The 18756-nt window shown below is 64.1% G+C and carries 18 protein-coding genes; 5 read left to right on the forward strand and 13 right to left on the reverse strand.

Annotated features, from left to right (window positions below):
* The 5 genes from pssA to CFK21_RS12725 form a co-directional block, all read right to left on the reverse strand.
* Window positions 1-786 (reverse strand): CDP-diacylglycerol--serine O-phosphatidyltransferase, encoded by a 786-nt coding sequence (pssA, locus tag CFK21_RS12705; RefSeq protein ID WP_369801208.1) that lies wholly within the window; start codon window positions 784-786, stop codon window positions 1-3.
* Window positions 787-800: 14 nt separating this feature from the next.
* Entirely contained in the window at window positions 801-1445 is a 645-nt protein-coding gene (locus CFK21_RS12710; RefSeq protein WP_096367005.1) for a phosphatidylserine decarboxylase, read from the reverse strand.
* Between the two features lie 44 nt (window positions 1446-1489).
* Complete coding sequence (gene ilvC / locus CFK21_RS12715; protein WP_096367006.1) at window positions 1490-2506, reverse strand: ketol-acid reductoisomerase; 1017 nt, start codon at window positions 2504-2506, stop codon at window positions 1490-1492.
* A gap of 175 nt (window positions 2507-2681) precedes the next feature.
* Entirely contained in the window at window positions 2682-3173 is a 492-nt protein-coding gene (gene ilvN / locus CFK21_RS12720; RefSeq protein WP_096367007.1) for an acetolactate synthase small subunit, read from the reverse strand.
* Window positions 3174-3408: 235 nt separating this feature from the next.
* Entirely contained in the window at window positions 3409-5103 is a 1695-nt protein-coding gene (locus tag CFK21_RS12725) for an acetolactate synthase 3 catalytic subunit (protein ID WP_096367008.1), read from the reverse strand.
* A gap of 292 nt (window positions 5104-5395) precedes the next feature.
* Between CFK21_RS12725 and CFK21_RS12730 the strand changes: the two genes are divergently transcribed.
* Together CFK21_RS12730 and CFK21_RS12735 are read left to right on the forward strand one after the other, a co-directional pair.
* Window positions 5396-5845 carry a DUF4124 domain-containing protein gene (locus CFK21_RS12730; RefSeq protein ID WP_096367009.1) on the forward strand — a complete coding sequence of 150 codons (450 nt, stop codon included), beginning with the start codon at window positions 5396-5398 and terminating at the stop codon, window positions 5843-5845.
* Window positions 5846-6067: 222 nt separating this feature from the next.
* Window positions 6068-7762: a proline--tRNA ligase gene (locus CFK21_RS12735; protein ID WP_096367010.1), complete on the forward strand. Its 1695-nt coding sequence runs from the start codon at window positions 6068-6070 to the stop codon at window positions 7760-7762.
* Window positions 7763-7894: 132 nt separating this feature from the next.
* On the opposite strand, the gene aspS is transcribed toward CFK21_RS12735, so the two are convergent.
* From aspS to CFK21_RS12750, 3 genes are all read right to left on the reverse strand, one after another.
* Complete coding sequence (gene aspS / locus CFK21_RS12740; RefSeq protein ID WP_096367011.1) at window positions 7895-9691, reverse strand: aspartate--tRNA ligase; 1797 nt, start codon at window positions 9689-9691, stop codon at window positions 7895-7897.
* A 171-nt stretch (window positions 9692-9862) separates the two neighbouring features.
* Complete coding sequence (locus tag CFK21_RS12745; protein WP_096367012.1) at window positions 9863-10150, reverse strand: FmdB family zinc ribbon protein; 288 nt, start codon at window positions 10148-10150, stop codon at window positions 9863-9865.
* Between the two features lie 120 nt (window positions 10151-10270).
* On the reverse strand, window positions 10271-10552 hold the full coding sequence (locus CFK21_RS12750; RefSeq protein WP_096367013.1) for a hypothetical protein: 282 nt from the start codon (window positions 10550-10552) through the stop codon (window positions 10271-10273).
* A gap of 115 nt (window positions 10553-10667) precedes the next feature.
* Here CFK21_RS12750 and CFK21_RS12755 point away from each other — a divergent pair, with 115 nt between their 5' ends.
* Complete coding sequence (locus CFK21_RS12755) at window positions 10668-12482, forward strand: ABCB family ABC transporter ATP-binding protein/permease (protein ID WP_096367014.1); 1815 nt, start codon at window positions 10668-10670, stop codon at window positions 12480-12482.
* Between the two features lie 225 nt (window positions 12483-12707).
* Here CFK21_RS12755 and CFK21_RS12760 read toward each other — a convergent pair whose 3' ends face one another.
* The gene (locus CFK21_RS12760; protein WP_096367015.1) at window positions 12708-13412 is read right to left on the reverse strand and encodes a hypothetical protein; all 705 of its coding nucleotides are present in this window, start codon (window positions 13410-13412) and stop codon (window positions 12708-12710) included.
* Entirely contained in the window at window positions 13409-13960 is a 552-nt protein-coding gene (locus CFK21_RS12765) for an RNA polymerase sigma factor (protein ID WP_096367016.1), read from the reverse strand. Before CFK21_RS12765 ends, CFK21_RS12760 begins: the two co-directional genes overlap by 4 nt.
* Window positions 13961-14113: 153 nt before the next feature.
* Here CFK21_RS12765 and CFK21_RS12770 point away from each other — a divergent pair, with 153 nt between their 5' ends.
* Window positions 14114-14572 carry a DsrE family protein gene (locus tag CFK21_RS12770; protein WP_231971516.1) on the forward strand — a complete coding sequence of 153 codons (459 nt, stop codon included), beginning with the start codon at window positions 14114-14116 and terminating at the stop codon, window positions 14570-14572.
* 28 nt (window positions 14573-14600) lie between these two features.
* Window positions 14601-15947 (forward strand): porin, encoded by a 1347-nt coding sequence (locus CFK21_RS12775; RefSeq protein WP_096367017.1) that lies wholly within the window; start codon window positions 14601-14603, stop codon window positions 15945-15947.
* Between the two features lie 38 nt (window positions 15948-15985).
* On the opposite strand, the gene CFK21_RS12780 is transcribed toward CFK21_RS12775, so the two are convergent.
* From CFK21_RS12780 to pomA, 3 genes are read right to left on the reverse strand one after another with little or no spacing between them, the layout of a single operon-like run.
* Window positions 15986-16603: a PilZ domain-containing protein gene (locus CFK21_RS12780; protein WP_096367018.1), complete on the reverse strand. Its 618-nt coding sequence runs from the start codon at window positions 16601-16603 to the stop codon at window positions 15986-15988.
* A 2-nt stretch (window positions 16604-16605) separates the two neighbouring features.
* The gene (locus CFK21_RS12785) at window positions 16606-17730 is read right to left on the reverse strand and encodes a MotB family protein (RefSeq protein ID WP_096367019.1); all 1125 of its coding nucleotides are present in this window, start codon (window positions 17728-17730) and stop codon (window positions 16606-16608) included.
* Between the two features lie 30 nt (window positions 17731-17760).
* Window positions 17761-18528 carry a flagellar motor protein PomA gene (pomA, locus tag CFK21_RS12790; protein ID WP_096367020.1) on the reverse strand — a complete coding sequence of 256 codons (768 nt, stop codon included), beginning with the start codon at window positions 18526-18528 and terminating at the stop codon, window positions 17761-17763.
* Between the last annotated feature and the right edge of the window lie 228 nt (window positions 18529-18756).

Genomic DNA, 18756 nt, shown 5'->3' on the forward strand with positions numbered 1-18756 from the left:
TCAGGAGGTCCCCTTGCGGGTCCGCCGGCGCTGGCGCAGTCGCCAGATGGTAATCACCGGCCCGGACAGCACATAGAGCATGAAGCCCGTAAACAGGAAGGTGGGCGGATCGATGGAGACGAACACGAACAGCAGTACCACGATCAGCAGCACCACGAACGGAACCCGGTTCTTGAAGTCGACTTCCTTGAAGCTGTAATAACGCAGATTGCTGACCATGAGCAGCCCGGCTGCGGCGGTGATCAGCAGGGCCAGGGGCCAGATGTCGGCGCCCTCGATGCCGGCATCCGCTCCCAGCCAGACCATGCCGGCCACCAGGGCGGCCGCCGAGGGGCTGGGCAGGCCCTGGAAATAGCGCTTGTCCGCCACTTCCACCTGGGAGTTGAAACGCGCCAGCCGCAGTGCGGCCGCGGCGGTGTAGATGAAGGCCCCCAGCCAGCCGAGTTTGGCCCAGACCCAGCCATGTTCCAGCATGCCGTGCAGCGACCACTCGTACATCACCAGCGCCGGCGCCAAGCCGAAGCTGACCATGTCCGAGAGGCTGTCGTACTGGACGCCGAAGTCACTCTGGGTGTTGGTCAGACGCGCCACCCGGCCGTCGACGCCGTCCATCAGCATGGCCACGAAGATGGCGATGGCAGCGGCCTCGAAGCGGTCCGTGGTGGCGGAGACGATCGCATAGAAGCCGGCGAACAAGGCCGCCGTGGTAAACAGGTTGGGCAGCAGGTAGATACCCCGCGGGCGGCGGTTGGATGGAGTCGAATGCGAGTGCTGATCGTTCATCATGCCACGCTGTCCGTTCAGGAGATCGCCCGGTCGGTCTTGTGCACCAGCACCCCCAGCAGGTCGGCGCCGGCATGGATATGGCTGCCCGGCCTGATCTCGATGCGACTGTTGGCCGGCAGGTAGACCTCCAGCCGCGAGCCGAAATTGATGAAGCCGCAGCGCTGGCCCTGGCCGACCCGCTCGCCGCATTGCACGAAGCAGCGTGGCGGATTACCCAGCCGGCCGCGCCCCATCACGATAACGATATCGTCGCCCTCGTCGGTCTTGATCCAGACACCGTGCGCGGCAGACTCGTCCTCACCCTCGCCCGCGGCCTGCAGCATGTCCATGACCTTGCCCTCGACCGGGCTGCGGGTGGTGTAGACGTCACCGCCGCGCATGGCCAGCACGATCCGAACGGCATCGCGCTGTAGAAAGGGATCATGAACGGTATCGACACTCTCCACAAGCCCATCGGCGGGACTGACCACGCCCAGCGGGGTGGACGGGATCTGGCGGTAGGGGTCGCGGAACAGCCAGGCGATGAGCGTGGCCAGCACCAGCAGCGGCAGCGCCCACAGCAGGGCGAGGAAATACCAGATCAGGCCGGCCACGACGAGCGTGACTGCGATGGGCAGCCAGGCCTGGCGGGCAACAAGGGGATAACGGGAACGGGCCATGCTTGCGAATGTAAAAAGCGCCCCGTGGGGCGCTTGTGATTGTCTCAGTTCTTGGCCTTGTCGACCAGCTTGTTGGCGGCGATCCAGGGCATCATGCCGCGCAGCCGCCCGCCGACCTGCTCGATTTCATGAGCCGCGTTCAGCCGGCGCATGGCGGTCATCTGCGGATAGTTGCTCATGCCCTCCAGGATGAAACGCTTGGCGTACTCGCCGTTCTGGATGTTGTGCAGCGCCTCGCGCATGGCCTTGCGGCTTTCCTCGTTGATCACCTTCGGTCCGGTGACGTACTCACCGTACTCGGCGTTGTTGGAGATCGAGTAATTCATGTTGGCGATGCCGCCTTCGAACATCAGGTCCACGATCAGCTTGAGTTCGTGCAGACACTCGAAGTAGGCCATCTCGGGGGCGTAACCCGCCTCGACCAGGGTTTCGAAGCCGGCCTTGACCAGTTCCACCGCACCGCCGCACAGCACCGCCTGTTCGCCGAACAGATCGGTCTCGGTCTCGTCCTTGAAGCTGGTTTCGATGATGCCGGTACGCCCGCCGCCGACAGCGGAGGCATAGGACAGCGCCAGGTCCCGGGCCTTGCCGGAGGCGTCCTGGTGAATGGCCACCAGGTCCGGCACGCCGCCGCCGCGCACGAACTCGCTGCGCACGGTATGCCCCGGGGCCTTGGGCGCGATCATGATCACGTCCAGGTCCGCCCGCGGCACGATCTGGTTGTAGTGGATGGCAAAGCCGTGGGCGAAGGCCAGGGTGGCGTCCTGCTTGATGTTGGGCTCGATCTGGTCGCTGTACAGGCGCGCCTGGTACTCGTCGGGAGCGAGCACCATCACCACGTCGGCCCCCTTGACCGCCTCCTCGATTGGCTTGACGGTCAGGCCCTCGTTCTCGGCCTTGGCCGCCGAAGCCGACCCCGGACGCAGGCCGACGGTCACATCGACGCCGGAGTCCTTGAGGTTCAGCGCGTGGGCGTGGCCCTGCGAACCGTAGCCGATGATGGTCACCTTGCTCGCCTTGATCAGGGACAGGTCGCAGTCCTTGTCGTAATAGATGTTCAATGCCATGTCTGGATCACTCCACTACCGATTTTTGATGAAAACCTTAAAAACCTTTCTGAACCGCCAAGGCGCCAAGAACGCCAGAGAAATACATTCATGAAATATACCCTTTGGCGCTCTTGGCGCCTTGGCGGTTCAATGCATATCTTGGCGTCTTGGCGGTTTTCAGCTCTATTTAAATAGTCAGCGCCTTCTCGCCGCGGGCGATGCCGGACACGCCCGAGCGCACCACCTCGATGATCTTGCCGGTATCCACCGCCTGCAGGAAGGCGTCGAGCTTGGCCGAATCCCCGGTCAGTTCGATGACATAGGTGGACTCGGTCACGTCGATGATGCGGCCGCGGAAGATGTCGGCCAGGCGCTTGAACTCCTCACGCTGTCCGGCCTCGGCCCGCACCTTGGCCATCATCATCTCGCGCTCGATGTGCGGACCGTCGGTCATGTCCATCAGCCGCACCACATCGACCAGCTTGTTCAGCTGCTTGGTGATCTGTTCGATGATCTCCTCGGTGCCCGTGGTCACGATGGTCATGCGCGACAGCGAGGGATCCTCGGTCGGCGCCACGGTCAGCGATTCGATGTTGTAGGCACGCGCGGAGAACAGCCCCGCCACCCGTGACAGGGCACCGGCCTCGTTCTCCATCAGAATCGATATGATATGTCGCATGATCGATCAACCCTTAATGCAGCGGCGCAAAGACACAGAGGCCGCAAAGCGCAACGTTGCCCCTTGCGCAGGCATCTGACAGATTTTCCGTCATCCCGGCGCAGGCCGGGATCCAGAAACCGCTGCGATCTGTGGATTCCGACCTGCGCCGGAATGACGGATGAAATAAAAGGGTATCATTCATCAATATTCATCCTTCGCGCCCTTTGCGCCTCCGCGTTGAGGTTTCAACCGGCTAAATCAAAATCATCTCGTTCTGGCCCGCCCCGGCCGGGATCATCGGGTAGACGTTCTCGTTCTGGTCGGTGATGAAGTCCAGGAACACCAGCCGGTCCTTGAGCTGCATCGCCTCCTTCAGAGCGCCCTCCACGTCCTGCGGCTTGTCGATCTGCATACCGACATGGCCATAGCTCTCGGCCAGCTTTACGAAATCCGGCAGGGATTCCATGTAGGACATGGCGTAGCGCTTCTGATAGAAGAACTCCTGCCACTGGCGCACCATGCCCAGATAGCGGTTGTTCAGATTGATGATCTTGACCGGCAGCCCGTACTGCAGACAGGTGGACAGTTCCTGAATGCACATCTGGATGCTGCCCTCGCCGGTGATGCAGCACACGGTCTCGTCCGGGTAGGCCAGCTGCACGCCCATGGCGGCCGGGAAACCGAAGCCCATGGTGCCGAGCCCGCCGGAGTTGATCCAGCGCCGCGGCTGGTCGAACTTGTAGAACTGAGCGGCCCACATCTGGTGCTGGCCCACGTCGGAGGTGACGAAGGCATCGCCATTGGTGACCTTGTACAGCGTCTCCAGTACGTACTGCGGCTTGACCAGTTCACTGTCGCGGTCGTACTTCAGACAGTCCAGGCCGCGCCATTCCTCGATCTGTTCCCACCACGCGGCCAGCGCCTCGGGGTCGGGGCGTTCCTTGCCGGCCTTGATCAGCTTGATCAACTGTTCCAGCACGTTGCCCACCGAGCCGACGATGGGCACGTCGACCTTGACGTTCTTGGAAATGCTGGCCGGATCGACATCGATGTGAATGATCTTCGCCGAGGGGCAGAATTTCTCGATGTTGCCCGTCACCCGGTCGTCAAAGCGCGCACCCACGGCAACGAGCACGTCGCAGTTGTGCATGGCCATATTGGCCTCGTAGGTGCCGTGCATGCCGAGCATGCCCACGAACTGGCGGTCGGTGGCCGGATAGGCGCCCAGGCCCATCAGGGTGTTGGTGATGGGGAACCCGAGCATCCGGGTCAGCTCGATAAGCTGCTCGGAGGCATTGTCCAGGATCACGCCGCCGCCGGTATAGAGCATGGGCCGGCGGGCCTGCAGCAACAGGTCCACGGCCCGCTTGATCTGACCGGCATGGCCCTTGACGGTCGGATTGTAGGAGCGCATCCGGACCTTCCTGGGGTAGCTGTATTCGCAGCGCGCCGCACTCACGTCCTTGGGAATGTCCACCACCACCGGGCCGGGCCGGCCGGTGGTGGCGACATAGAAGGCCTTCTTGATGGTCACGGCCAGATCGCGCACGTCCTTGACCAGGAAATTGTGCTTCACGCAGGGCCGGGTGATACCGATGTTGTCGACCTCCTGGAAGGCGTCGTTGCCGATCAGACTGGTCGGCACCTGACCGGTGAACACCACCAGGGGGATGGAATCCATGTAGGCGGTGGCGATGCCGGTAACGGCATTGGTCGCGCCGGGACCGGAGGTGACCAGCACGCACCCCGGCTTGCCGGTGGCCCGGGCATAGCCGTCGGCGGCATGGGTGGCCGCCTGCTCGTGCCGCACCAGGATGTGCTGGACCTTGTCCTGCTGGTACAGGGCGTCATAGATGTGCAGCACGGCACCGCCCGGATACCCGAACAGAAGCTCCACACCCTCATCCTGCAGGCAGCGAACGAAGATCTCGGCGCCGGTCAGTTCCACGAAATGTCTCCTGCGATTGCCCTGCCCGTGCACTGGCGCCACATGGCCAGTGCCGTTGAATGACCGCCACCAAACCAACGAACCCCTGGGCCGGACCAACGCGGGCGCGCGGCCTGCCCAGAGGTTCCCATGCCCCTGCGGGGCCGGTGGAGACGGAAAGGGTTAGAAACTACTTATATTATGCAGACAGGTCAAGTCGAACGCCCCGAATGTGACCACCGCCACGCCGGCGGGCTTGTTCCCGCCGGCCAAACCCCCTACCGTAGACCTGACAGAATAAAGGGGATTGAATATGAAATCGCTTCTGCGTGCCCTGCTCCCGCTGACCCTGCTGTTCAGCACCGGCCTGCCTGCGGCCATGTACAAGTGGGTGGACGAAAACGGCCAGACCCATTATTCCCAGTACCCGCCGCCGGACCGCGAATACGAGGCGCTGACCCCGCCCCCGCCGCCCGCCAGTGATGCCGGCCAGGCCCAGCAGGAACTCGAACAGTTGCTCCAGCGTCAGGACGAGCAGCGCCAGGCCCGGGAGCAGGCCGAGCAGGAAGCCGCCGCCGCCGAACAACAGGCCGAGCAGCGCCAGAAGGCCTGCGCGGCCGCCCGCCACAACCTGCGGATCCTGACCACCACTGGCCGCGCACGCATCACCGGCCCCGACGGCGTGGCCCGTTACCTGCCCGAGGAGGAACGCCAGGCGAAGATCGCCGAGGCGCAGCAGCAGATCGAGGAATACTGTGACTGAATGGGGAATGTAACCGATGGACCCTCATTTCACCCCAGACGTCATCCCGGCGCAGGCCGGGATCCAGTGGCCGCAGCGGTATCTGGATCCCCGCCTGGGCGGGGATGACGGCTGAAACGGAATGCCCTTACCTCCTCACTCCTGACTCCTCACTCCTCACGCTTCACGCCCCCCGCCCCAGCCGTTACAATCCGGCCTTTCTCCACCAGCCCGGACACCGACATGCGCACCTCCCGCTTTCCGCTTTCCACCCTGAAGGAAGTCCCCGCCGATGCCGAGATCGTCAGCCATCAGCTGATGCTGCGCGCCGGCATGATCCGCAAGCTCGCCGCCGGGGTCTACAACTGGCTGCCGCTGGGGTTGCGGGTGCTGCGCAAGGCGGAAGGCGTCGTGCGCGAGGAGATGGATCGCGCGGGCGCGCTGGAACTGCTGATGCCGGCGGTGCAGCCGGCCGAGTTGTGGCAGGAGTCCGGGCGCTGGGACCAGTACGGCCCGGAACTGCTGCGCCTGCATGACCGCCATCAGCGCGAGTTCTGCTTCGGTCCCACCCATGAGGAGGTCATCACCGACATCGCCCGGCGCGAACTGCGCAGCTACAAGCAGCTGCCGGTGAACTTCTACCAGATCCAGACCAAGTTCCGCGACGAGATCCGCCCGCGCTTCGGCGTGATGCGGGCACGCGAGTTCCTGATGAAGGACGCCTATTCCTTTCACCTGGACGCGGCCTCGCTCGCCGAGACCTACCAGGTCATGTTCGAGACCTACTCACGCATCTTCCAGCGCCTGGGCCTGGACTTCCGCCCGGTGCAGGCCGATACCGGCTCGATCGGCGGCGCGGTATCGCATGAGTTCCACGTCCTGGCCGAATCAGGCGAGGATGCCATTGCCTTCTCCGACACCAGCGACTACGCCGCCAACGTGGAACTGGCCGAAGCGCTGCCGCCGGCCGGCGGCCGCCCGGCGCCGACGCAGGCGATGCAGACGGTCGACACGCCGGGCCAGCACACCATCGAGGACGTCAGCCGGTTCCTGGGGGTGGAGCCGGCCCGGACGGTCAAGACGCTGCTGGTCCAGGGCGAGGCGGACGAGGTCATCGCCCTGGTCCTGCGCGGCGACCACGAACTCAACACCATCAAGGCGGAGAAGCTGCCCGGCATCGCCGCGCCCCTGACCTTCGCCTCCGATGAGGCGATCCGGGCCGCCACCGGCGCCGGTGCCGGCTCCATCGGCCCGGTCGGCCTGACAATCAGGACCCTCGTCGATCATGCCGCCGCGCAGCTGGCCGACTTCGTCTGCGGCGCCAATGCGGACGACCAGCACCTCACCGGGGTGAACTGGGGCCGCGACCTGCCGGAACCCGAGACCGCCGACCTGCGCAACGTGGTCGCCGGCGATCCCAGCCCGGACGGCAAGGGCACGCTTGCCATCGTCCGCGGCATCGAGGTCGGCCACATCTTCCAGCTCGGCACCAAGTACAGCCAGGCGCTGAACGCCACCGTGCTGGACGAGGCCGGCAAGGAAACCGTCATGCTGATGGGCTGCTACGGCATCGGCGTCTCGCGCGTGGTCGCCGCCGCCATCGAGCAGAACCACGACGAGGCCGGCATCCTCTGGCCCGAACCCATCGCCCCCTTCCGGGTGGCCCTGTGCCCGATGAACATGAAGAAGTCGGAGGCGGTGCGCGAAGCCGCCGAGAAGCTGTATCTGGACATGTGCAACGCCGGCATCGACGTACTGTTCGACGACCGCGACATCCGCGCCGGGGTGATGTTCGCCGACATGGAACTGATCGGCATCCCGCACCGCATCATCGTCGGCGACCGCAACCTGGAGAACGGGATGGTCGAGTACAAGGCGGGACGAAGCAGGGACGCGGAACTGATCCCGGTGGACGAGGTGGTGGAGCGGTTTGCCTGAGTGCTGTCAACGCAGAGGCGCAGAGACGCAGAGAACGCAGAGCACTTCAATATTCAGATATTGAATGCTGTCTTTGCGACCTTCGCGTCTCTGCGCCTCTGCGTTAATCCTTGAAACTATCCGACAGAACCACTACCCGGCCGCTTCGCCGCCCGCGGCCGCCGGCGGCTTGCGCAGGCGGATGCCGAGTTCCTTCAGTTGGCGCTCGCCGGCCTCGCCCGGGGCCTGGGTCAGCGGGCAGCTGGCGGTCTGGGTCTTGGGGAAGGCCATGACATCGCGGATCGAGGGCGAACCGGTCATCAGCATCACCAGCCGGTCCAGGCCGAAGGCGAGCCCCCCGTGCGGCGGGCAGCCGTACTTGAGCGCGTCCAGCAGGAAGCCGAACTTCTCGCGCGCCTCCTCCTCACCGATGCCGAGGATGCGCAGCACCTCGGCCTGGACCTGCGGACGGTAGATACGCATGGAGCCGCCGCCCAGTTCGGTACCGTTGAGCACCATGTCGTAGGCGCGCGAGTGGCAGCTGCCGGGGTCGGACTCCAGCAGTTCCAGATGCGCTTCCTTGGGCGAGGTGAAGGGGTGGTGCAGGGAGAACCAGCGGCCCTCCTTCTCGTCCCACTCGAACATGGGGAAGTCCACCACCCACAGCGGTCGCCAGCCGTGCTCGACCAGGCCGCGGTCATGGCCGAGCTTCACCCGCAGCGCGCCCAGGGCTTCGTTGACAACGGTGGCTTTGTCGGCACCGAAGAAGATGAGATCCCCGTTTTCGGCATTGGTGCGCTCGAGGATGCCCTGCACGGCACTGTCGGGCAGGAATTTGAGAATCGGGGACTGCAGACCCTCGCGGCCCTGGGCGACATCATTGACCTTGATATAGGCCAGACCCTTCGCCCCGTAGCGGCCGACGAATTTCGTATAGTCGTCGATCTCCTTGCGGGTCAGTTCACCGCCCTGCGGCAGGCGCAACGCAGCCACCCGCCCCATGGGATCACTCGCCGGACCGGCAAAGACCTTGAATTCCACCTCACTCATGAGATCGGCCACGTCGACCAGCTCCAGCCCGATGCGCAGGTCCGGTTTGTCCGAACCGAAACGCTGCATGGCCTCGGCATAGGTCATGCGCGGGAAGGGATCGGGCAGCGCGACCTCCAGCACCTGGGCGAACAGCTGGCGGATCATCGCCTCCATCAGGCCCATGATGTCGTCCTCGTCGAGGAACGAGGTCTCGATATCGAGCTGGGTGAACTCGGGCTGACGGTCGGCCCGCAGGTCCTCGTCACGGAAGCAGCGCACGATCTGGTAGTAGCGGTCGATGCCGCTCATCATCAGCAGCTGCTTGAACAGCTGCGGCGATTGCGGCAGGGCGAAGAAGTGGCCGGGATGGGTGCGGCTGGGCACCAGGTAGTCGCGCGCCCCCTCGGGCGTGGTCTTGGTCAGCATGGGCGTTTCCACGTCCAGGAAACCGTGCTCGTCGAGGAAGTAGCGCAGCCGCCGGGTGATCTCGCTGCGCAGACGCAGGCGCTCGAACATCTCCGGCCGGCGCAGATCGATATAACGATAGCGCAGCCGCAACTCCTCGCTGATCTCGTCCTCGTCGACCTGGAACGGCGGCGTCTCGGCCGCGTTCAGGATGGTCAGCGTCTGCCCCAGCACCTCGATCTGCCCGGTGGGCATGTCGGGATTCTCGGTCCCCTCGGGCCGGCGCCGCACCCGGCCGGCGAGTTGGAGCACGTATTCGCCGCGCACCCGCTCGGCCACCTGGAAGGAATCCGGCGTGTCCGGGTCGAATACCACCTGGGTAATGCCGCTGCGATCGCGCAGATCGATGAAGATGACCCCGCCATGGTCACGCCGGCGATGGACCCAGCCGCACAGCCGGATCTCCTGGTCGATATGGGTCTCGTTCAGCTCCCCGCACATGTGGGAACGCATGGCACTCATGGGTGGCAAACCTCTGACAGATGCGTGAAAGGCGGCAATGTTACGGCCTCCCCGGAAGGGACGCAACCGAGCCGCGGCCCCGGAGCGGGACGGACAATTCAGGGAGATATGGGAGGAAACGGACCGGTCCGGACCAGAACCGGACCGGTCTGGCGAAGGGGTTCAGTGACAGCCGCAGCCGCCGGAGCCGCAGCCGCCGGCGGCCTTCTTCTCGGGCTTGGACGAGGACTCGGAGTTGGACGAGGATTCGGCAACGTTCTTCCTGCTGCCGCTCTTGAAGTCGGTTTCGTACCAGCCGCCGCCCTTGAGCCGGAAGCCGGCCGCGGAGACCAGCTTCTGCAGGGCCGCTTCGCCGCATTCCGGGCAGTCGGTCAATGGCGGATCACTGATCTTCTGCAGATTCTCCAGTTCGTGCCCGCACTTGGTGCACTGATATTCATAGATCGGCATCTTGAGTCACCCCAAACAAAATCAACAAGTTAAAACCGGCTCGCGCCGGGACAGCGCTGGCGTGAAACATGGGGCCTGTTCCACGAAAAGTCAAGCATTCCGGGGGCTAGGGGGAGCGGATCAGGCCGAGGAGGTCAGGCCGAAGTCCTGGGTGTCCGCGCCCGCCTCCTTCGCCTCGCCGCGTCGGGCCGCCTCGATGGCCCGCACCAGCTGGCGGTGCTCGCCCTCGTCCTGGCCGAAGCCGACAAAACGCTCGGCATGCAGGAACACCGGTTCCAGGCGCTCGCAGTGACGCTTGAGATAGAGCAGGGTCAGCGCCAGGGCGTCCGGGTCCTCGCCGCGTTCGCGCATGGCTTCGGCGGCGGCGAGCGCGCTGCGGATCTGTTCGGGGGTGGGTTTCATTGCTGTCTCCGTCGGAATCTGTGCTACCGGTATACCCCTTTGATCGGCCGGGCAAACTGTTGTCTGAAGCCGGTTTTTGCCACAATGGCCGGATCGATCCCAACCGGTTGAAAGTATGCGCACCTACGCCCGCGCCACCGAGCTGCCCGAGACCCGGCGCAGCGACCTGAAGACCCTCAAATCCCTGCTGCCCTTCCTGTGGCAGTACCGGGGGCGGGTGGCGCTGGCGCTGGGCTTCCTGATTCTGGCCAAGGGTGCCAACGTGGCCGTGCCGCTGGTGCTCAAGGGCATTGTCGACAGCCTGGACGCGGGCACCACGACCGAACTGACCCTGCCGCTGGCCCTGCTGGTCGGCTACGGTCTGCTGCGCCTGAGCACCGCCCTGTTCAACGAGTTGCGCGACTCGGTCTATGCCCGGGTCCGCCACGGCGCCATGCGCAGCGTTTCGGTGCGGGTGCTGGAGCATCTGCACCGGCTGTCCCTGCGCTATCACCTGGAGCGCAAGACCGGCGGCGTGTCACGCGACCTGGATCGCGGCACGCGGGCGGTCAGTTCGCTGCTCAACTACATGGTGTTCAACATCATCCCCACCCTGGTGGAGGTGCTGATGATCACCGCCATCCTGCTGGGCAAGTACAGCCCCTGGTTCGCCGTGGTGACCCTGGGCGCGGTGGTGATCTACATCCTGTTCACCTTCTGGATCACCGAGTGGCGCATGCAGTTCCGGGTGCGCATGAACGAGATGGACTCCATGGCCAACACCCAGGCCGTGGACAGCCTGATCAACTACGAGACGGTGAAATACTTCGGCAACGAGCGCCATGAGCTCACGCGCTACGACCACAGCCTGGCCGACTGGGAGGAGTCCGCGGTCAAGAGCCAGACCTCGCTGTCGGCGCTGAACGTGGTCCAGTCGGGCATCATCGCCGTCGGCGTGACCGTCATCATGGTGATGGCCGCACGCGGCGTGGTCGCCGGCAGCATGAGCATCGGCGACCTGGTGCTGGTCAACGCCTTTCTGCTGCAGCTGTTCATCCCGCTGAACTTTCTCGGCATCGTCTACAGTCAGCTCAAGCATGCCCTGACCGATCTGCGCCGCATCTTCGATGTGCTGCATACCGAGCCGGAAATCCGCGATGCCGACGACGCCGTCGAACTGGACCCCGGCCAGGGCGGCGTGCGCTTCGAGCAGGTCAGCTTCGGCTACGACCCTGAGCGGCCGATCCTGCACCAGGTCAGCTTCGAGGTGCCGCCCGGACGCAAGGTCGCGGTGGTCGGCCCGAGCGGGGCCGGCAAGTCCACCCTGGCACGGTTGCTGCTGCGCTTCTACGAGGTCGACAGCGGCCGCGTGCTCGTCAACGGCACCGATATCCGCCGCGTCACCCAGGACAGCCTGCGCCGGGCCATCGGCATCGTCCCGCAGGACACGGTGCTGTTCAATGACACCCTCTACTACAACATCGCCTATGCCCGGCCCGAGGCCAGCCGCGAGGAGATCATTGCAGCGGCCCGCCACGCCAACATCCATGACTTCATCGCCCAGCTGCCCAGGGGCTACGACACCCTGGTGGGCGAGCGCGGCCTGAAGCTGTCGGGCGGCGAGAAGCAGCGGGTGGCGATCGCCCGCGCCATCCTCAAGGGCCCGCGCATCCTGATCTTCGACGAGGCCACCTCCAGCCTGGATTCGCAATCGGAGCAGGTGATTCTAGACTCGCTGCGCCAGCTGGCGGCCGAGCATACGACCCTGGTGATCGCTCACCGGCTGTCCACCATCATGGACGCCGACACCATCCTGGTCATGGAGCAGGGGCGGATCGTGGAAAGCGGCACCCATACCGAACTGCTCGGGCAGGACGGCGTCTATGCCCGGCTGTGGGCGTTGCAGCAGGAGGAGAAGCGGCAGGAACAGCTGGCCGCGGTGGAGGTTTGAGCCTGCAGCCCTTAGGGAACCTCTGATTTATCCGTCATTGCGAGGCGCGTAGCGCCGTGGCAATCTCCAAGCGATTGATCCTGCTGTACGAGATTGCTTCGCTTCGCTCGCAATGACGAGGTTAAGTGAATTAATCAGAGGTTCCTTAGATGCTATACAGGTCGGGCTTCACCGCGTTCAGCCCAACCGATGCCCTGCAGGACGAACTGCAGGGAAAACCCGGGATCAGACCTTGATGTAGGACCAGCCCTCACGCAGACGGCGCACGGCGTGTTCGACCGCACTCTCGTCCGTGCGCGTCCCTTCGAAGAACACCGGCGTGATACCGGACTCACGCAGCCGATCAACGGCGTTATTGCAGGCAACCAGGCGGAAATTCTCATACCGATTGAGAATACTGGCGATGCGCTGCGCATAGGGCGAGGTATCCGCCCGCAGCAGATCCAGCCCGGAACTGTTGGCCAGTATCTCGACCTGGATACCCCGGTCCCGGTATTCACCCAGCAGCCGCTCCGACTGCAGCAGCACCTGTTCGAACTTGCGCGGGTCGGCCTCGTCGATGTGCAGCACCACCCGATAGCCGCTGGTTTCGATGTTCTCGATCATGGCGCTGTACAGATCCGGCATCTGCACCGGGCGCGCCAGCCAGCCGGCAGCGAAGGCGGCCAGCAGCAGCAGCACCGACGCTGCCATTCCGCATCGCGACACCCAGCGCGAGTGCTTCGCACTGACCTCGCAACGCTCGGCAGGCGGCTCGGCATCCTCGAAAGCGGACTGCATCCACTGCTTGGTCCGCTGCAGTTCGCACACCCGGGAGGCCAGCGCCCCATCGCATTCCATGGCTTCCAGCAGCGCCTGCTTGCGATCGGCGGCCAACTCGCCGTCGATATAGGCGTGCAGATCAAAATCGGTAAAACGCTCGGACTTCATCGTACTCTCCGCAACAACGCCACGTCCGGCTCGACCTCGGGATTCATGCGCCGCAGCGTCTGCTGCAGCGCCTTGCGCGCCCGATTGAGCCGACTCATGACCGTGCCGATCGGGATCTCCAGTATTTCCGCGACATCGGCATAGCTGAAGCCTTCCAGGTCAACCAGCGAGATCACCTCGCGCTGCCCGACCGACAGGCGGAACACGGCCTGGCGCACGTCCTGCACGATCCGCTGACGCTCGACCTGCTGCTCCAGCGTCGTTTCGCAGGCCAGGGAATCGGGTTCGCAGCCAGAATCGGGCTGCTGGCTGCGCAGATGCCGGCGCCAGCAATTGTTCAGGATACTGTAGAGCCAGGGATAGAGTTTCTCCAGATCGCGCAGCTGATGCCCCTTGCTCAGGCCGATGGCGATGGCCTCCTGCACCAGGTCGTCGGCCAGCATGCGGTCCCCGGTCCAGGCCAGGGCGACCTTGTAGAGCCGGCCACGGCTGCCGCCCACGCGCTCGCGCACGGCCAGGGTGGTACAGATTCTGCTGACAATCTTCATCCTTACCCGTAGATGCACCGCGCGGCCGTTTTATTCAATTTTTTTTCACCGTCACCTGGCAGACCCGGCGGATGGAATAAAGCCTCACCGGCACCGCTCTAGGAAAACGGGTAGCCACGCTGCCCATCACCCATCACACATCAGGAGGCTACCGTGATATCCAAACAACCCTGGCATCTCAGACTGTGGGCCGCCCTGCTCCTCGGCCTGCTGTCCACCGGCGCCCTGGCCGCAGGCAATCCGGACAAACCCTTCGCCGAAAAGCACGTGGTGCTGCAGATCAGCGACCCTGACCCGTTCAAGCAGACCCTGGTGCTGAATGTGGCCGGCAATCTGGTCAAGCACTATGGACCTGACAAGGTGGACGTCGAGATCGTCGCCTTCGGACCAGGCCTGCGGCTGCTGTTGGATGACAACGTCAATGCCGGACGCATCGACAATCTGGTCGAATCCGCGCAGGTCAGATTCAGTGCCTGCGAAAACACCCTGGCCAAGTACACCCAGAACCTGGGGCACGAACCTGCACTCAATGCGCATGCCACGCATGTCTCCGCCGGCGTAGTGCGTATTCTCGATCTGATCGACCAGGGTTACACCCTGATCAAGCCATAAGTTATAACTATCCAGAGGGAGGATTCACATGTATAACACCAGAACATGCCTTGCCGCCGTGATCGCGGCAACCGGACTTGCTGCCGCCCTGCCGTCACAGGCCGCCAACTGGCTCATGCTCCAGGGCACCGAACCGGCCGGCGCGGCCGAACGTGCCCGCATCTGGGGTTTCATCCAACCGGAGTTCCAGTACACCGAGGGCACCAAACTCGAGGCCGGCCCGTTCAGCGGCCAGGACGCCATCTTCAACACCATCGGCCCGGACCGGGACGCCAGTTCCCAGTTCAACATCCGCCGTGCCCGTCTGGGCCTGCGCGGCCAGGGCTTTCCGCTGGACAGCAACACCAACTACTTCTTCCTGGTCGAGGCCGGCAACAACGGCATCACCAAGCCCGGCGGGGGCCTGGGCAGCCTGAAGCTGACCGACGCCAGCGTGACCTTCAATCACTTCGATGCCGCGCGGGTCCGGGTGGGCCAGTTCAAGACACCGGGATCGGAAGAAGGCCTGAAGGCGATCCATGTGTTCGACTATGTCAACTTCACCAGTGTCACCGACGGCGTACTGCTGGAACGCTATATCGACGCCGACGGCAGCGCCCCCAATGACCCCAACGGCCCCAACGGCCCGGTGGGGGCCTTCCGCGACATCGGCATCCAGCTGTTCCAGTCCTTCCGTCAGAACGACTGGGAGCACTCCTATGCCGTGATGGTCGGCAACGGCAACGGCCTGGCCCGATCCGACAACAACAACGAGAAGGACATCTACCTGTACCTGTCCACGGAGAAGGTCTTCGGCGGCAAGGGCCCGCGCCGGCAGGGTTGGAAGGGCTTTGTCTGGTACCAGCAGGGTGATCGCACCCTTACCCTGGCCCAGGGCACGGACAGCACCGCCGATGACGTCGAGGAGGATTTCGAGCGCAAGCGCTGGGGTGTGGGCACCACCTACCTGAACGGCAAATACCGGGCGGCAGCGGAATACATCGTGGCCGACGGCATGATCCGCAACGGCAGCGACGGCGGCGCCGTGGTCGGCGCCCTGTCGAACAACGGCCTGTCCCGCGCCAGCCTGAACGTACTGCCGGAAGACGAGGCCGACGGCTGGTATCTGGATTTCGGCTACAAGATCCGGCCGGACATCGAACTGGACATCCGCTACGACCGCTTCAACCGGGCCACGGACACGGATCCGGCCGAACGCCGCTTCGACACCCTCACTCTGGGGGCGCAGTACTTCTTCAACAAGAAGACCCGCCTCATCTTGAACTATGAGTTCCGCGAGGCGGAGGCCCCGAACCTGCCCTCATCGCATCCTGCCAACCAGATCCTGGACGGCATGGATGACCGCATCTCGGCCCAGATCCTGGCCATATTCTGAGATGGTTCACCCGGCGACAGGGATGTCGCCGGGCAGTTTCATTCTCCGTTACCGCCTTCCTGTTCCTGCTCGCGACGTTCGCGCAGCCGTTCCGCCTCACGCGCCATGATGTGGCTGGCGATCAGGTCACGATCACTTTCCCGGATATATTCGTACTCCACCGCCACCTGCCAGGGCAGGCCGTTGCCTTGGGCGCTGCGTTCACAATAGATCACGCGCACTATTGCCAGGATACCCGTCATGGCCGGCAGCAGGGCCAGGCGCAGTTGCAGCATGTCGTCCGGACTGAATTCGGTGGTCGAAGGGAAAACCAACCCCCCCGCACTCAGATTGACCTGCGTGACCGAGTGCTCACCGGCGTTCATCTCCTCGATCACGAACAGGCGTGCCAGCTGATTGAGCTTCTGATCCATCATCTTGAGGTATCGCGCCAGGTCCGGCTGCCCGGCGGAGAAGCTGCTGAGTATCCGCGACATGGTGCGCGAACTGGTGGCGAAGGTCGCTGCCACGGTGAAGCGATCCACGATCCGGTCGAAGATCCGCTCCCGCAGCGCGGCGATCTGCGTCTCGTCGACCCGCGCATAATCCAGCAGTACCTCGTCATCGAGCCGGAAGTATTCGCGGCGGTCATCGGACTTTATGGTTTCGTGTTCCATAGTCACTGCTCTTCCTGTTCCGCCACTCCGGCTGTCGATTGCACCAGGGGCTCGGATTGCGCTGCCGGTTCCGGCAACGCTTCCCCGGCCGGTGCCGCAGCCCCGGCCTCCGGGGACTGCGGGCCTGCGGAAGCATCCGGCACCGGCACCAGCCCGCTGCTGATGCCATGGCTGGCCTCCAGGTCCTCGCCCTGCTTCAGAATGATCTCCACCCGGCGGTTGCGGGCCCGGTTGGCGGGTGTGTCGTTGTCCACCAGCGGCTGGGTCTCGCCTGCGCCCTGCACCGAGAAGCGCGCCGGATCCAGTTGTACCGATTCCAGCATGCCATGCAGCACCGAGACCGCCCGCGCTGCCGACAGATCCCAGTTGGATCGGAACAGACCCTCGGCCATGGGCACATTGTCCGTATGCCCCACTATGGCGATCCGGCCCGGGGTATCCTGCAGAATCTGCGCCACCCGCACCAGCACCGGCCGGAAGCTGTCGCGCAGATCCACCCCGCCGGAGGCGAAGGAAGCCTTCTCGCGGATACGGATGACGATCTTCTCGTCCTCGGTCTCGATGTCGATCTGACCGCCTTCGATCTCCTTTGCCAGCGCCGCCCGCATCTGCGCCGCTGTCTGTTCCAGCCGCTGGCGACGCTCGGCGCGCTCGCGCGCCTTGATGATTTCCTCGGCTTCCGCCTTCGGCATCACCACCAGCTGGTCATCGGGTGCCTTGAGCGCGTCGTCACGGTGGCGGTCGGCAGCGTCCTTGCCGCTGTCGCTGTGCTGTTCGGCGCCGTCGCTCTTCTTGAGCCGTTTGTCACCGGTATCGAGATTGCGCTTCATCTCGTCGGTGGTCATCTGCTCCATGACGTTGAAGGGCGTCGGGTCCGGCCGACCGGCGCTGAATTCCTTGGCGATGACGTTGATGCCCTTGGGCGGCTCCTTGACCCGGTACTTGCGCTGTACGCCGAAGGCCTCGCGCATGGAGCCGGCGATCTGCTTGTACTTGGCCACGTCCATCTCGGAAAACGACAGCAGCAGCACGAAGAAGGACAGCAGGATCGACATCAGGTCGGCGAAGGTCATCACCCAGCCGGGTGCGCCTGCGCTCTTCTTCTTCCTTGACGCTGCCGTATCCATCCAACCTGCCCCCTGGCCTCAAATCGCCTGTCAGGCCGCTTCCTGCTCTTCCTCTTCCCGCTGACTCGGCGGGAGATAGGTCTTGAGCAGTTCTTCCATGACCCGGGGATTGATACCTTCCTGAATGCCGTTGATCGCCTCCAGGATCAGCTGCTTGTTCAACCGCTCCTCCATGGTGCGGTGCTCGAGCTTGTCGGCGATGGGCAGGGCGATGGCATTGGCGATGATGGCACCGTAGAGAGTGGTAAGCAGAGCGATGGCCATGGCCGGACCGATCTTCTTCGGATCGTCCATGGAGGAGAGCATCTGCACCAGGCCGATCAGGGTGCCGATCATGCCCATGGCCGGCGCGACATCGCCGATCGCCTTGAAGATGGCCTGACCGCGCTCGTGGCGCTCGATGGTCAGGTCGATGTCCTTGTTCAGCATACTGCGCACGAACTCAGGCTCGTGACCGTCGACGCAGAAATTGATGCCGCGGCGCAGGAAGCGGTTGTTGATCTCCTGGTTCTCCAGGCCCAGCACGCCTTCCTTGCGCGCCACATTGGCCAGGGCTACGCCCTCACGGATCAGATCGGCAGGGTCCTCGCTCTTGTGCACGAAGGCCTTCAGCGCCACCTTGAAGGCGCCCAGAAAATGCGCCAGGGGGAATTTCACCAGCACGGCCATCATGGTGCCGCCCATCACAATCAGGAAGGACGGCACATTGAGAAAGATCAGCGCGCTGCCGCCGACGAAGATCGCCGCCGTGATCACGCCGATGGCGCCGATCAGACCGATGAGTGTCGCGAGATCCACTGTCTGTTTCTCCGGGGTAGCGTCAAATCAAGCACAGCAGGACGGGGCCCGCGCCCATGCGGGCGGGCCAGTGGACCGGATTATTCGGGCAGTTCCCTGTGTCCAGCCTGGACAGGCCCATGCGGCCGTCTCCCTGGGTCCCTTCAACTATATGAATTCGATGAATTTATTGATTTACCCACAAATCCATCGGTCCCTGACCCTGTATCGCCCCCCGCCGGGTATTCT

The sequence above is a fragment of the Thiohalobacter thiocyanaticus genome, from assembly GCF_002356355.1.
Taxonomy (GTDB): domain Bacteria; phylum Pseudomonadota; class Gammaproteobacteria; order Thiohalobacterales; family Thiohalobacteraceae; genus Thiohalobacter; species Thiohalobacter thiocyanaticus_A.

Bases quoted from the DNA above. Each gene is read 5' to 3' on its own strand.
- ilvN (WP_096367007.1), bottom strand. From the start codon at position 3,173: ATGCGACATATCATATCGATTCTGATGGAGAACGAGGCCGGTGCCCTG.
- CFK21_RS12765 (WP_096367016.1), bottom strand. From the start codon at position 13,960: ATGAAGATTGTCAGCAGAATCTGTACCACCCTGGCCGTGCGCGAGCGC.
- CFK21_RS12775 (WP_096367017.1), top strand. From the start codon at position 14,601: ATGTATAACACCAGAACATGCCTTGCCGCCGTGATCGCGGCAACCGGA.
- CFK21_RS12755 (WP_096367014.1), top strand. From the start codon at position 10,668: ATGCGCACCTACGCCCGCGCCACCGAGCTGCCCGAGACCCGGCGCAGC.
- CFK21_RS12710 (WP_096367005.1), bottom strand. From the start codon at position 1,445: ATGGCCCGTTCCCGTTATCCCCTTGTTGCCCGCCAGGCCTGGCTGCCC.
- CFK21_RS12745 (WP_096367012.1), bottom strand. From the start codon at position 10,150: ATGCCGATCTATGAATATCAGTGCACCAAGTGCGGGCACGAACTGGAG.
- CFK21_RS12760 (WP_096367015.1), bottom strand. From the start codon at position 13,412: ATGAAGTCCGAGCGTTTTACCGATTTTGATCTGCACGCCTATATCGAC.
- aspS (WP_096367011.1), bottom strand. From the start codon at position 9,691: ATGCGTTCCCACATGTGCGGGGAGCTGAACGAGACCCATATCGACCAG.
- CFK21_RS12750 (WP_096367013.1), bottom strand. From the start codon at position 10,552: ATGAAACCCACCCCCGAACAGATCCGCAGCGCGCTCGCCGCCGCCGAA.
- CFK21_RS12785 (WP_096367019.1), bottom strand. From the start codon at position 17,730: ATGGATACGGCAGCGTCAAGGAAGAAGAAGAGCGCAGGCGCACCCGGC.
- CFK21_RS12730 (WP_096367009.1), top strand. From the start codon at position 5,396: ATGAAATCGCTTCTGCGTGCCCTGCTCCCGCTGACCCTGCTGTTCAGC.
- CFK21_RS12780 (WP_096367018.1), bottom strand. From the start codon at position 16,603: ATGGAACACGAAACCATAAAGTCCGATGACCGCCGCGAATACTTCCGG.
- pssA (WP_369801208.1), bottom strand. From the start codon at position 786: ATGATGAACGATCAGCACTCGCATTCGACTCCATCCAACCGCCGCCCG.
- CFK21_RS12735 (WP_096367010.1), top strand. From the start codon at position 6,068: ATGCGCACCTCCCGCTTTCCGCTTTCCACCCTGAAGGAAGTCCCCGCC.